The sequence below is a fragment of the Paenibacillus sp. F024 genome (assembly GCF_057814255.1).
This window is the reverse complement of record NZ_JBVASZ010000009.1, coordinates 1-13,461: the sequence shown is the minus strand read 5'-3', so window position 1 is coordinate 13,461 and position 13,461 is coordinate 1. Positions and strand designations below refer to the sequence as shown.

Annotated in this window: 11 protein-coding genes; 5 read left to right on the top strand and 6 right to left on the bottom strand. The window is 46.8% G+C overall.

Annotated features, from left to right (window positions below):
- The first annotated feature begins 23 nt into the window (after positions 1–23).
- On the top strand, positions 24–1,226 hold the full coding sequence (locus ACZYR9_RS11270; RefSeq protein ID WP_488978587.1) for a hydroxyacid-oxoacid transhydrogenase: 1,203 nt from the start codon (positions 24–26) through the stop codon (positions 1,224–1,226).
- A gap of 284 nt (positions 1,227–1,510) precedes the next feature.
- Entirely contained in the window at positions 1,511–2,719 is a 1,209-nt protein-coding gene (locus ACZYR9_RS11265; protein WP_488978586.1) for a GAF domain-containing sensor histidine kinase, read from the top strand.
- A gap of 113 nt (positions 2,720–2,832) precedes the next feature.
- On the opposite strand, the gene ACZYR9_RS11260 is transcribed toward ACZYR9_RS11265, so the two are convergent.
- The 6 genes from ACZYR9_RS11260 to ACZYR9_RS11235 form a co-directional block, all read right to left on the bottom strand.
- Positions 2,833–4,269, bottom strand: coding sequence for an alanine/glycine:cation symporter family protein (locus ACZYR9_RS11260; protein WP_488978585.1), 1,437 nt, complete (start codon positions 4,267–4,269; stop codon positions 2,833–2,835).
- A gap of 159 nt (positions 4,270–4,428) precedes the next feature.
- Positions 4,429–5,793, bottom strand: a complete 1,365-nt coding sequence (locus ACZYR9_RS11255) for a sodium-dependent transporter (RefSeq protein ID WP_488978584.1) — start codon at positions 5,791–5,793, stop codon at positions 4,429–4,431.
- Positions 5,794–5,954: 161 nt separating this feature from the next.
- Positions 5,955–6,404, bottom strand: a complete 450-nt coding sequence (locus ACZYR9_RS11250; protein ID WP_488978583.1) for an OsmC family protein — start codon at positions 6,402–6,404, stop codon at positions 5,955–5,957.
- A gap of 15 nt (positions 6,405–6,419) precedes the next feature.
- The gene (locus ACZYR9_RS11245; RefSeq protein ID WP_488978582.1) at positions 6,420–7,166 is read right to left on the bottom strand and encodes an ABC transporter permease; all 747 of its coding nucleotides are present in this window, start codon (positions 7,164–7,166) and stop codon (positions 6,420–6,422) included.
- A 33-nt stretch (positions 7,167–7,199) separates the two neighbouring features.
- Positions 7,200–8,228: an ABC transporter substrate-binding protein gene (locus tag ACZYR9_RS11240; protein WP_488978581.1), complete on the bottom strand. Its 1,029-nt coding sequence runs from the start codon at positions 8,226–8,228 to the stop codon at positions 7,200–7,202.
- Positions 8,229–8,245: 17 nt separating this feature from the next.
- The gene (locus tag ACZYR9_RS11235; RefSeq protein WP_488978580.1) at positions 8,246–9,043 is read right to left on the bottom strand and encodes an ABC transporter ATP-binding protein; all 798 of its coding nucleotides are present in this window, start codon (positions 9,041–9,043) and stop codon (positions 8,246–8,248) included.
- Positions 9,044–9,283: 240 nt separating this feature from the next.
- On the opposite strand from ACZYR9_RS11235, the gene ACZYR9_RS11230 reads away from it, so the two are divergent.
- The 3 genes from ACZYR9_RS11230 to ACZYR9_RS11220 all read left to right on the top strand — a co-directional run bounded on the left by ACZYR9_RS11230 (position 9,284) and on the right by ACZYR9_RS11220 (position 13,169).
- Positions 9,284–9,931: a hypothetical protein gene (locus ACZYR9_RS11230; RefSeq protein ID WP_488978579.1), complete on the top strand. Its 648-nt coding sequence runs from the start codon at positions 9,284–9,286 to the stop codon at positions 9,929–9,931.
- A 506-nt stretch (positions 9,932–10,437) separates the two neighbouring features.
- Entirely contained in the window at positions 10,438–11,271 is an 834-nt protein-coding gene (locus ACZYR9_RS11225; RefSeq protein ID WP_488978578.1) for a transglutaminase domain-containing protein, read from the top strand.
- A gap of 290 nt (positions 11,272–11,561) precedes the next feature.
- Positions 11,562–13,169, top strand: coding sequence for a multicopper oxidase family protein (locus ACZYR9_RS11220; RefSeq protein ID WP_488978733.1), 1,608 nt, complete (start codon positions 11,562–11,564; stop codon positions 13,167–13,169).
- Positions 13,170–13,461: the final 292 nt, after the last annotated feature.

Below are 13,461 nucleotides of genomic sequence, written 5' to 3'. Positions count from 1 at the left end.
TTATAGATAATGGGGTAATGGACATGAGAAATGTATGGGAATATTTTTCCACCGAACAAATCGTATTTGGGAATGGCTCCATCCGTGAATTGGACAGAGTGTTGAAGCGTCTTAAAGCCAGCCGCGTTCTGCTGGTTACCGATCCGGGAATCAAGCAAGCGGGCATCTCCGACAAAGTCGTTTCGATTTTGCAGGATGCCGGATATACGATTGTGGTTTATGATAAAGCCGTACCGGAACCTCCGGTAAGCTCGGTATTGGAGTGCTTCGAATTCGCCAAGGATCAATTGAATCCGGATGCCGTCATCGCTCTGGGCGGTGGCAGCAGCATCGACTTGGCGAAGGTGGTGGCCTTGTTAATGGCGCACGGCGGACATCCGCTGGATTATGTTGGGGAGAATCTGGTTCCTGGACCAATCGCTCCTTTGGTGGCCATACCGACGACAGCCGGAACAGGCTCCGAAGTTACCTCTGTCGCTGTACTCACCGATACGGAAAAAAATCTTAAGGTAGGCGTTTCCGACAATTATCTTCGTCCGGCTGTCGCTTTGTTGGACCCTGAATTAACACTGGGGCTTCCTGCTTACGTGACCGCTTGTGCCGGTATCGATGCGCTGTCTCATGCGATTGAGGCTTACACAGCTAAAAATCATAAATATATTCAAGCCGATGGCACGATCTTATTCCAAGGCTCCATTCCGATCAGCGATGCGCTTGCCATGGAAGCGATCCGCCTGATTGCAGGCAATTTAACGATTGCCGTACAGCAGGGAAGCAACGTGGAAGCCAGATCGAATATGCTGCTCGGCAGCTTGCTGGCCGGATTGGCCTTCTCGAACGCAGGCACGGCTGCAGCGCATGCGCTGGCTTATCCGATCGGCGGTCTAGTTAAGTCGCCTCACGGTGAAGTGACAGGACTCCTTCTGCCTTATGTGATGGATTTTAACGGAGATGTAGAGCCTTATAAAATGGCTAACATCGCAAGAGCCTTTAATATGAATGTAGACGGATTAACGGACCGCGAGATCGCGGAAAAAGCGTCCCTGGCCGTATTGAACACCTTGCGTGCGATCGGTCTGCCTACCAAGCTGTCGGAGATCGGCATTAAAGAGGAAGACATTCCGCATATCGCTCAAACCGCGTTAACGATTGCGCGTCTTGTCCGGAATAATCCAAGAGTACCGACACAAAAAGGATTCGAGGCGCTTCTTCGCAAAGCATTATAAAAAGCTTGGCATAGGCCGCTGCTGTGCATAGTGGGGGGACAGAATATCTGTCCCCCCACTTTTTTTATTCACATTATAAAAAAAATTTTATAAACCAGTACTGGTTTGTTATACTGATAATGTCCGAAAACCACTCAAAGAAAAGACATTTCCGAAAACCCTTACCTCTATTGGTAGGCATACTTTTAAATCTACAGGGCATTGATAACACCCTTGTCTATTAGATCGTCCGCTCCTGGAAATTATATGTCTTCATCTCATTTAAAGTATGGAGGGAGTATGATATGTCTTTAACCAGTGTAAAGGAACATGAGCGTATCAAAGCTCTGCATCGATACCAGATTCTTGATACACCTCCTGACGGCGCTTTTGACAGAATCACTGCCCTTGCTGCCCAGCTATTGAATGTCCCTATCTCCATCACCAGCCTAGTGGATACGGATCGCATTTGGTTCAAATCCCATCATGGAGTGGATATACAGGAGATTGACCGGGTACCGGGACTTTGTGCCTCCGTCATTCTTAACAATGCCCCCTATGTTCTTAATGATGCCAGCATCGATCCCCGGTCATTGGCTAACCCTTTGGTCGCAGGAGAGTTTGGTCTGCGTTTTTATGCCGGCGTGCCGCTGACAACTCACGACAACCACAACCTTGGTGTATTATGTGTCATTGACCACAAGCCCCGAACCATTACCGAACAAGAACTCTCGATTCTCAGCCATCTCGCTCAAGTTGTCATAGACCAGATGGAGCTGCGGTTGGCTTCACGTCACGTTCACGAACTCAGCAAACAAAAATCGCATTTATTAGCGGTCCTAAGCCATGAAATTCGCACCCCCCTGAACGGGATCATGGGAATGGCAAGCCTAATGCAGACTACCGGCTTAACAGAGGAGCAAGAAGAATATACGGACATCATAGAGACGAGCGCCGACTCGCTGCTTACGATGCTGAATCATATCTTGGATTACTCAAAAATGGAAGCGGGAAAAATGGAGCTCGACCGTCAGCCGTTTGACGTCCGTTCCTGCGTGACTCAGGTTCTTGAGCTCTTTACTGCCGAAAGCGTAAAAAAAGGGATTGGGTTGCACAGTGAAGTCGATCCTCAGGTTCCCGCCGCTTTGATGGGCGATAAAGAAAAAATCAAGCAAATTCTCATTAACCTGGTAGGCAATGCCGTGAAATTCACAAACGAAGGAACCATCGGCGTTTATGTAAACTTAACTTTGATTGAACATCATCGGCAGGACGCCCATGTGACCTTCACTATAAAGGATACGGGTATCGGTATCCCTCAAGACCAAATCAGCCGGTTGTTTCAAACCTTCAGTCAACTCCATTCCAGCTATGCAGGAACGGGGCTCGGCCTTTCCATCTGCAAGCAGCTGGTTGAATTAATGAACGGGCGTATTTGGCTTGAGGAATCAACCGAAAGCGGTTCGACCTTTAGCTTTGACATCCGATTGCCGCTGGCCCATGATCTTCACTAGGGAAGGTTTACAGCAAAATAAAGGAGGCTTGACTAAGCGTCAGGCCTCCTTTACTCCTTTCGTGCGTTCTCGACCCCTATTGAAATATAAAGCTGCGGGCCGTTTCACGTTCTTCAGACTTGATCCGGCAGAGCTGTCTTACGGTCGGTTGAAGAAGATGCCGGCCAGCATTCCACGTGATCAAGCCCTTTAATGCTGTCTTTCGTAAAGACGGGGTCTTTGCCGGCCTTTTTCTGTTTGAGATAGTCCCCCAGCACATCAAAAGCTATCTTCGATAATAAAGTAATAGCGATCAAGTTCACTATAACCATAAAGCCCATGAATAAGTCCGCCAAATCCCAAACCAGCTGAACCTTGGCTATAGCGCCAAATACCACCATGGCCAGCACACTCAGCCTGTAAACCCATACCCAGGTCTTATTCGATTTTAAAAATTCAATATTGGTTTCCCCATAATAATAATTTCCGATAAGCGTACTAAACGCAAACAAGAAAACCATAACAGCGAGAAAGTCTGATGCCCACGAACCGATATGAATGCTTAAGGCCGCCTGTGTAAGCTCAACACCGCTCAATCCCGGTTGCTGATAAGCCCCCGATAGCAAAACGATAAAAGCGGTGCTCGTACAAATAACCAAAGTATCTATAAGCACGCCTAAAGCCTGAATCAGCCCTTGCTTTGCCGGATGGCTAGTTGTCGCGGTTGCAGCGGCGTTGGGCGCACTCCCCATCCCCGCTTCGTTGGAAAACAGTCCCCGCTTCACTCCATTCATCAATGCGGCTCCAAACGAGCCTCCCGCGATTTGCTCGAAACCAAACGCGCTTTTAACGATATGAGCCAGAAGCTCCGGCATTTTCGTGATATTCATCAGGACGATAACTAAGGCAAAGCCAATGTAAACGACGGCTAACACAATCACAATGTATTCCGACATTTTAGCGATCCGCTTTACGCCGCCGATGATAATCGCGGCCAAAATCACAGTCATCACGATGCCTACAGTCAATCGATCGGCCCCAAATGAGTTTTCAAATGCAATCGTTATCGTATTGGACTGCACCGCATTAAAGACGAGACCGAAGGATACGGTAATTAAAACGGCAAACAAAGCTCCCATCCAACGCTTATTTAAGCCCAATTGCATGTAATAAGCAGGCCCCCCGCGGAAGCCGTCTTTATCCTTCACTTTAAACACTTGCGCCAATGTGCTTTCAATAAAGCTGGAGGCTGAACCGATAACGGCGATCACCCACATCCAGAACACAGCTCCCGGACCGCCTAACGCAATGGCAATCGCAACCCCTGTAATGTTCCCTGTCCCGACACGGGATGCCATACTAATACAAAAAGCCTGAAAAGGCGAGATGCTTCCCTTAGCACCGCTTTTGGATTCAAATAATACCCGCAGCATTTCCTTCAATAAACGGACCTGCATAAATTTCGTTCTGAATGAGAAATAAAGTCCCACGGAAATCAGCATAATAATCAACAGTTTGGACCAAAGAAAATCATTAAGTACATTGATCCCACCCTGCACCAATGGTTCCATATCATTACCTCACTTTAATTGTTGTTTCTTATATCAATAAAAACTCAATTAGTATACCAATTTTCAAGAAATTTACCAGTCAAAAAACTTTCCAACACGAGAAAAGAGCATAAAGAAATCTTAGTTTCCTTACACTCTTTTGCCCCCCGTGAAACATATTTATTTTACGGAAATCAGACCTACCGAATACAGGAAAATAAGCACAATCAGGATCGGAGATACTACACGAAGCAGGAACATCCACAGCTTATACCAAAAGCCCGACAGTCCCGCCTCCTCGCCGGCACGTTTCCATGCATACCCGGTGAATAACGTAACGATAAGCCCTCCGATCGGCATCAATATATAGGAAGTTGTAAAATCGAACAAATCAAAAATCGTTTTGCCTCCGAGTTGGAAGGGGTTGAGAATACCCGTAACCGAAAGAGCTGACGGTATGCCCACTACAAAACAGAGGATCGATGTATATACGGAAGCTTTGGTCCGGCTCAGCTGCCATTTTTGCATAACGTAAGCTACGGGCACCTCCAGAATAGAGACCGCAGAGGTTAGCGCGGCAATTGCCAGCAGCAGGAAGAATAAGCCCCCGAAGAAAAATCCGAACGGCATTTGCGAGAAAGCCACAGGCAGGGCCATAAAGACCAGTCCTACCCCCTCCCCCGGTTTAAGCCCATAAGAGAAAACGGTAGGGAAAATAACTAAGCCGGCAATAAATGCATAAATCAAATCTCCAAATCCAATGGCAAACGTGGCGACACCTAAGGATTGCTTTTTCTCGACATATGCCCCATAAGTGAGCATACAGCCAAATCCGAGCGATAAGGAGAAGAAGGCATGTCCCAAAGCCACCAGCGCCGATTCGGCGGTAAGCTTGGTGAAATCGGGCTTTAAGAAAAAGCTTACCCCCTCCCCTGCACCCGGAAGCGTGAGAGAACGAAACATCAGAATCAGCAAAATAATCAAAAAGCCTGGAATCAAAATCTTATTGAATTTCTCAATTCCGCCGGAAACGCCTTTGGCCAAAATCGAGCCAGTGAGCAGCATAACAGCGGCTTGCCAAAAGAGCGGCATGGAGCTCCCGGAAAAGGACACAAACTTCTCTTTATAGTCGACGCCTGAATGAAACAATAATCCCGTAAATGACTCTACGGTATAATGCATTGTCCAGCCGACGACCACGGCATAGTAGGACATGACCAGAAAAGCCGTGATCACGGGCAGCAATCCGAGTAAGCCCCAATACTTATTGCCCGAAAGGTTAAACAAAGATGCTGAGGCATTGCCTCTTCCGCCGCGGCCGATCGTCAGCTCTGCGAGCAAAATCGGAAGTCCCGCTACAATCAAACAAATGATAAACAATAGAAAAAATGCGGCGCCGCCGTATTGCCCCGTAATATAGGGAAATTTCCACATATTCCCCAAACCTACCGAGCTTCCGATCGCAGCCAAAATAAACCCAGTGGAGCTAAAGCGTTCCCCTATTCCTGCCTTAGGAGAGGTCTGGGATGCTGATGTCTTTCTCATGCTGGTTCTCCTATTCTATAAAGTTTTGCTAAAATAGCATAAAACGAAATCAGGTTTCTGTCAAAAAAATTCCCTTCATTTACCATCCATAAATAGGAGAAGACGCCTTGGCACTGCTCAAGCAGGCAAAGGCGTCTATCGTATTACGGCTTTAGGGTTAATTAAACACAGCAATGACCGCCTTCAAGAGTACAGCTTGCGTTCTGGTCGCGCGGCTGCGTATCCGTTTCGACGTATTCGATACGGATGTTCGGGTTCACCGTCCGCAGGAGCTTGCAATTTTGCTGCACATGCGTTAACAAATCGCTTTTTTGCTCCGCATTGACGTCACCTTTAATGGTTGCATTAAACGTGATCGCCGTAATGTATCCCTCATCATCCAAATGATCTTCTGCGGTAATCTCGATGCCTTCAACGGAATAGCCCTGCTCTTCGGCATAGCGAGTCATCGTTGTGGCCGAGCAGGAAGATAATCCGATCAGCCACAGCTCCGTCGGCCTAAACCCGACATTCTCCCCGCCCCGGTCCAAGCTTTGATCGATAAGCACGCTTCTCGATTGAGCGACAGCCAACTGTTGAAATTTTTGTAAACGACGCAGGTGGATTTTCACGTCCGTATTCCTCCTTTATGCTCTTGGTGCCCATGAAGCATAACGCTTTTTTAAAGGGTACAGCAAAACGAACTCAAATAGCAGCGCCAGCATACCGATGGTCGCAATGCCTACCATAACGAGCGGAGAATTGCCGATTTGCCCGCTGGAGGAGATCAGCCAGCCGATCCCGGCGCTGCCTCCGATCATTTCTGCCGCAACAAGTGAACGCCATGCGATGCCGAACCCGACGATAACCCCGGTAAAGGCCGACGGCATCACTTCCGGCAGGTAGACGTACCAAGCCAGCTGCCACCGATTAGCTCCAAGCGATTGCGCTGCCCGGATATGCGAGATTCGTATTCTCTCCATCCCTTGCATGACATTCACAACGATGGGAAAAAATGCGGCAATGACGATAACCGCAATCATCGGCGCATTTCCCAAATCGAGAATAAGGATCAAGAGAGGAGCCCATGCCATTGGCGGAGTGGCTTGAAAGATCATGACCATTGGAGTTAAAAATTGCCGAACGGCTTTGCTGATCCCAGCCAGCATCCCGATAAGAAAAGCACAGCTTGCGGCGATGAAAAATCCAAAGAACAGACGATATAAACTTATACCGATGTGATGGTAATAGTCAGCCGATACCAACTGCTTCTTGAATTCTTCCAACGTGCGCAACGGCCCCGGAAAGACCAGAGCGGGATATTGGCTTGAGATCAAAATCCATACCAGAATAATAAACGGAAATGCGAGAATCCCATAGTGAAATTTTTTCATGGTACCACCTTGAATCAATGTATTTAAAATGTGTTACTTGACCCAAGACCGATCGATAACCTTCGATATATCCAACGGCTGATCAATCAGCTTAATTTTGAGATTGGTATCGGCTACCGACTGGTAAAATTGGATATCGGCATCCGTTATCTTATAATCAAATTTATTGCGCTGCAATGCTTTTTGCATGACTTCCGCAGAGGAATATGTCTTGCCGCTGCTGCTAATTTCCGGAACATTGAACGATTTGGCCAAAATTTCCGAGATGTCTTGACTGTTTTTATTCGTCTCTTCAATGGATGCCTTATGGCCTTCGAGGAACTTTTCCACCACATCTTTTTGCTGCAGTACATTTTCAGATGCCAAAATAACAAACGCCGGATCAGGAAGCTCTTTGACAACCTTCAATCCGCGAAGCTCGGCAAATGTCAGGAACGGTTCTCCGGCAACTGCCGCATCGACTGAGCCGTTAACGATAGCCTGCTCCATATTGGCCATGTCCATTTGTACCAATGTCGCCGATTGCTCGTTTAACTGCGCTTCCGGCAGTAGAACGCCGCGAATCAAATAATCGACGCCGCTTCCCTTCACCAGTGAACCCACCTTTTTCCCTTTCAAATCAGCGGCTTCATGAATCCCGGAAGCATCCTTGGTCAAAAGTCCGAATTTACCGTCGTCCACTTTGGCAATGACTTTAAACTGTGCGCCGCGAGATGCCCAGTTGACGGCTGCGGGCATTCCGGCATATGCGACATCCAGCTTTCCGGAAGACAATGCCTTATACAAATCAGGGCCATTGGCAAAAGAGAAAAACTCCGCTTTAAGTCCTTGCTTGTCGATCAGGCCCTTTTCTTTCGCTATAATCGCAGGCGCTGCAGCAATAATATTGACATAGCCGATCTTAATCGTTTGCGTTTGCTCTTGTTGTGAACCGGTTGCAGCTTCGCCCGCCTTATTGCCGGCCTGGCCCGCTCCGCAGCCGGCTAGTAACGAGGCGCTTAAAACGATCGCGCCTACCATGCCCAATACCCGTCGGCGCGCAGAGTGAATGCTGTTTTTCATATTCTATTTCTCCCTTTCTATATTCCAATCCCGACAAAATCACCATTCAATGAGTCATCATGCCGTAAAGATTGCATTAATTGTTTCTTGTAGTCGTTAAAAATCGCTGAGACACGGATGTCTTGCAGACGGGGACGCCCCAAGCCGACTTTAATCACTTGATGGATACGCCCTTTATTTTGGAATACCGCGACACGGTCGGACAAATAGACGGCTTCGTCGATGCTGTGTGTGACCAGAATCACCGTCATGCCGGTTTCCTTCTGAATCCGCAGCAGCTCTTCCTGCAGCTGCTCCCTCGTTTGCTCGTCCAAAGCGCTGAACGGCTCGTCCATCAAAAGAATATCCGGTTCGGTTACAAGCGTACGGGCGATAGCTACACGCTGCTTCATCCCTCCGGACAAATCCGCGACACTTTTATGCTCGGAGCCTGATAAACCTACGATTTGCAAAGCTTGCAATCCCCGATTGACCCGCTCGTTTTTAGGCATACCCGCCATTTTCAAACCGAATGTTACATTCTCCAGCACGTTAAGCCATGGAAATAGCGCGAGATCCTGGAAAACGACACCCCGATCCGGGCCAGGATGCTCTACCGTATTCCCTTTTACCATAATTTTTCCCTTGGTCGGTTTGATAAAGCCCGCGACCATATTCAATAACGAGCTTTTTCCGCATCCGCTATGGCCGATAATGCTCAAAAACTCGCCACGATCTACCGATAATGAAACATTATTTAAGGTCTGATGATTGTTATCATAGGAAAGAGAAACTTGATCTATCTCTAGTATGGTTGTTTGTTGCTGTTCCCCCATCTGATCACCTCAAATTCCAACAAAATAGATATGAATTTATTAAAATAAATTACCACTTTCTTATCATATCGTCAAAGGAAGCAAATTCCATTAATTCCTGCTGCAAGAATCATACGTGGTCATTTTCTTATTGACACTAGCTGTTCTACTCTTATGTTAAAAAACAGACTTCTTATCTAGTATTTTCATACAAGACTCTACTTCATCTCCTGAATAAGTTATCACATGGAGGTGATAAAGATGAGTATGGAGAAAAGTAATAGCTTTGAGAATATGGGAAAAATCAGTAGTGAAGAGATGGCGCAGTCATACAAGGATATCAATGATTTGAATGAGGCCGCAAGTGCGCTCTTTAGAATACCGGTCTTCTTCAGTCACCAAAACCTCTTTACGCTCGGACCACCCCGACCGCCATTATCGATGGAGCAGCAATTTATCATTCGTATGTTTAAAGAAATTAAAAGGGTGCTTCTATTTCCAAGAACATTACCCAATACTGACCAGTATCCCGATACTACATTAGAAAATATTCGTCGAATTGTGAAGTCAAGTTACGGAACGATAGCCGCTCTTTTGAAGCCGACAAGTCCTACAGCTCAAGGAGAGCCCTATTCGCCTTTCTTACAAATTGAACCTTCCATGGCCTATCAATACGGACACCCGCTGCTTCTGGTTAAACAAAGTACGATTCAAGCAGGCGGTGTTTGGGGAGATGCCGGACCGCTTGCTCCTTTCACTCCACTGATATGGTTCTCTAATGCAACAACAGTTGATGAATTTTTTAATAGTGTTTCGTGGAAGGAGGCATTGCAAAACTGGGCTGGACAAGTAAGAAGCGGATATTTCATACAAACTCAACCTGAATATAAATATACCTGCAACGACTAAGTTTGCGGCATGATCTCTAATTCGGCTCCTTTTTTCCAGGATCCCCATGCGGCAGGTGAAACAAAACGTCCATCGTGATCTACCACCTACAACCGTTTGAGTTATAACGGACTAATCTCTTTCCTATTAATAACAGCAACTACTGCCACGAACGTTTCTAAAAGAAATTAAACAACCTTAGTCCAGTTAAATACAGAATGACGGCAGCGCCTGCTTTATGACTGGGTAGCTTCACACTGGGTGCCATTCCTTATTTCAGTTAGTGATAGGTGTCAGTATCACTCTCCTTTTCGTTTGAATAATCATATACAAATCATGAAAAGGCGGTGGAAATATTGTCATCAAGAAAATGGAAGGGGTCTTCTCTTCCTAACAAAACCAAGGACGGCTTCTCCGTCGCCTACGGCTCTGAGATCCCGCGGCCTCCAAAATGCAGCACTAGAAAACACTAATCTAAACTACCCGGCAGTTCTCTCGTTGACTCTTCCTGAATGGAGTGAAATCAAATGGAGCAGCGAAAGGAAATATCTCCGGACCATAGCCGATCCGTGGAAAAGCAAAGCGCAGCGACCATTAAGTCAGCCATTCTAGTGCACCTGCACAATCGGGCAGAGCAGTTTACTTTGAAGATCAATTCCCGGTATTTCGGCACGCTCAAAAATATATTGGAAGATGCTATAAAACTGGATGATGATATACGTTTTACTATTTATCAATCCGGATTTACGGCAACAAAGTACGGCTCCTACAGTATTGCCGATTTTGATATCTCCTACTGGGAATCCAAAAAACAAACGGAATATGTACAGCAACGAATTCAGGAGATTTTGTCCGAGATTTTGCGGCCCGACATGAACGACTATGAAAAAGAAAAGGCCGTTCACGATTATATTGTGCGGCATACGGCTTATGACACTTCATATACCGAGTATTCAGCTTATGCGGCGCTTGCCGGAGGCAGAGCAGTCTGCCAAGGATATGCGATGTTGACATACCGCATGCTCAAAGCAGCGGGCATTGAAAACCGAATTATTTCCGGCAAGGTACGGGGAGAACATCATACTTGGAACATGGTAAAGATTGAAGGAGGATGGTATCATCTCGACACCACATGGAACGACCCTGTACCGGATATTCCCGGACGGGTTCTTTATAAATATTATAACCTTTCGGATGATGAACTGATGACAGATCATACGTGGTCAATCGATACAATCGAAGCGGTGAGCGACTTTACACGGGTACTGCAAAAAAAAATCAAATCGGATCCGGATAAATCGAATTTTTATAACGAGCTCCTTCTGGCGATTCAAAAGTCCCGCTCCCAATCGTCTTTCTAGTCATATATTCGTCAGAAGGCTACCTCTCCAACAAATATATACTTTTTATTCAGTATTTTTGCCCAAGACTCTACTCTATCACCTGAATAAGTTATGACATGGAGGTGATAGAGGTTTTGTAATAGTTAAGTGCAAGGCATGCACTCTACTCGTCTCCCTCTTTACCTGTCCTATGAACAAAGCAACAGAGAAATACCGGAAAGGAGAGATCTAATTTGAGCCCCCAATCTTTTTCTTTGACGAAGTTTGTTGATGCTTTACCCATTCCATCGGTTTTAAGGCCGATTGACATGTGGAAGGGTATCCCTTATTATGAAGTCTCCATGCGGCAGGTGAAACAACAATTACACCGCGACCTGCCGCCTACTACCGTTTGGGGCTATAACGGTTTATATCCCGGCCCAACCTTTGAAGCGATACGGAATCAACCGATTTTGGTGAAATGGATGAATAAATTGCCATTTGAACATCTGTTGCCGGTTGATCGTACCTTGCACGGCGCGGAGCCCGATAAGCCTTCCGTTCGAACTGTCGTACACCTTCATGGCGGCCGAAATCGGCCTGAAAACGACGGTTATCCGGAGGCTTGGTTTACACGTGATTTCGAGAATTTCGGTCCGAAATTCGAGCACAAAATCTACTATTATCCAAACTGCCAACGCCCAACGACACTTTGGTATCACGATCACGCCCTAGGGATTACCCGTTTAAACGTTTATGCGGGATTGGCCGGCTTCTATCTACTGCGTGACCAGAATGAGGAACAGCTGAATCTGCCCAGCGGTCAATTTGAAGTCCCGCTCGTCATCCAAGACCGCTCATTCTATCCAAATGGCGAGCTCTTCTATCCAACCCAACCCGGACACCAGCCGCCGCCTGCCGTACAACCTCCGCCGCCTATTGATCCCGATCTGCCGGATCCTTCAGTTGTGCCTGAGTTTTTTGGGAATACCATATTAGTTAATGGAAAGGTCTGGCCCTTTTTCGAAGTTCAGCCGCGCAAATACCGCTTTCGTATTCTTAACGGCTCTAACGCCCGTTTTTACCGTATCCGGCTGAGCTCGGGCCAACCGTTTGTACTGATCGGAACGGACGGCGGTCTATTGGAACGACCGATTACAACTTCCGATCTCCTCCTTGCCCCGGCAGAACGTGCCGACGTGATCATCGATTTCTCCGGCCATAAGGGGCAGAACCTAATTCTAACTAATGATGCGCCGGCTCCTTTCCCGAACGGAGATGCCCCCACTCCTGACCTTATGCAGATTATGGAGTTCCGGGTGGCTTCACATCTTTTCAAGCCGGACAGAAGCACAATTCCGAATAAGCTTAGTTGTTTGGAACGTCTGAATCCCGCACAAGCAGTGACGACGCGCAGAAATGTATTAATTGAAAGTACGGATCAATTCGGACGTCCGCTGCTGCTTCTCAACAACATGCGTTGGGATGATCTCCCGATCACGGAAACTCCATACAACGGAACGATCGAGATCTGGGAACTGTTCAACACAACGACGGATACACATCCGATTCACTTACACTTGGTTAATTTCCAAGTTCTCGATCGCTCACCATTCAAAGTCGATCCCAATGGGGCTGACCTTATCGTGGGTCCGGCAGTCCCCCCTGATCCGACCGAAATGGGATGGAAGGACACAGTACGGGTCAACCCTGGCGAAGTCACCCGTATCATCGCTCGATTCGGTCCATTTACGGGTATTTATCCGTGGCATTGCCATATACTGGAGCATGAAGATCACGATATGATGAGGCCGTACGAGGTGCTGGGCAACCATAATTTTGATCCTTGCAAGCCCATACCCGGCGTTTGTCCCGACGAATCGTTCTTCCAATGCTGTAATGGCCGCTGCAATCATGCCGAGAGAAAAAACTGGTAACCCATAAATCTCCAAGAACTAATCTGGATGATTTGAACAAAATATTACCTATATTCTACATTCACTCGATCTCTGCGTGAATGTAGAATACAGGTATTGGCATCTCCGCTTTCCCCCTATTTATGGTAGGGTTCACCTTAACCCCTCTAGAGTAAAGGACTGAATTTTTTTTTTTTTTTTTTCAGCCCCTCCTCATCAAACCGTACGTGAAGTTTTCCCTCATACGGCTTTCCGATGTTCGTCATTCATGCGCATGCGATTTACAAAAGCGTCTTTAGTCCATACATTTTGC

Bases quoted from the DNA above. Each gene is read 5' to 3' on its own strand.
- ACZYR9_RS11220 (WP_488978733.1), top strand. From the start codon at position 11,562: ATGTGGAAGGGTATCCCTTATTATGAAGTCTCCATGCGGCAGGTGAAA.
- ACZYR9_RS11260 (WP_488978585.1), bottom strand. From the start codon at position 4,269: ATGGAACCATTGGTGCAGGGTGGGATCAATGTACTTAATGATTTTCTT.
- ACZYR9_RS11255 (WP_488978584.1), bottom strand. From the start codon at position 5,793: ATGAGAAAGACATCAGCATCCCAGACCTCTCCTAAGGCAGGAATAGGG.
- ACZYR9_RS11240 (WP_488978581.1), bottom strand. From the start codon at position 8,228: ATGAAAAACAGCATTCACTCTGCGCGCCGACGGGTATTGGGCATGGTA.
- ACZYR9_RS11230 (WP_488978579.1), top strand. From the start codon at position 9,284: ATGAGTATGGAGAAAAGTAATAGCTTTGAGAATATGGGAAAAATCAGT.
- ACZYR9_RS11245 (WP_488978582.1), bottom strand. From the start codon at position 7,166: ATGAAAAAATTTCACTATGGGATTCTCGCATTTCCGTTTATTATTCTG.
- ACZYR9_RS11225 (WP_488978578.1), top strand. From the start codon at position 10,438: ATGGAGCAGCGAAAGGAAATATCTCCGGACCATAGCCGATCCGTGGAA.
- ACZYR9_RS11235 (WP_488978580.1), bottom strand. From the start codon at position 9,043: ATGGGGGAACAGCAACAAACAACCATACTAGAGATAGATCAAGTTTCT.
- ACZYR9_RS11270 (WP_488978587.1), top strand. From the start codon at position 24: ATGAGAAATGTATGGGAATATTTTTCCACCGAACAAATCGTATTTGGG.
- ACZYR9_RS11265 (WP_488978586.1), top strand. From the start codon at position 1,511: ATGTCTTTAACCAGTGTAAAGGAACATGAGCGTATCAAAGCTCTGCAT.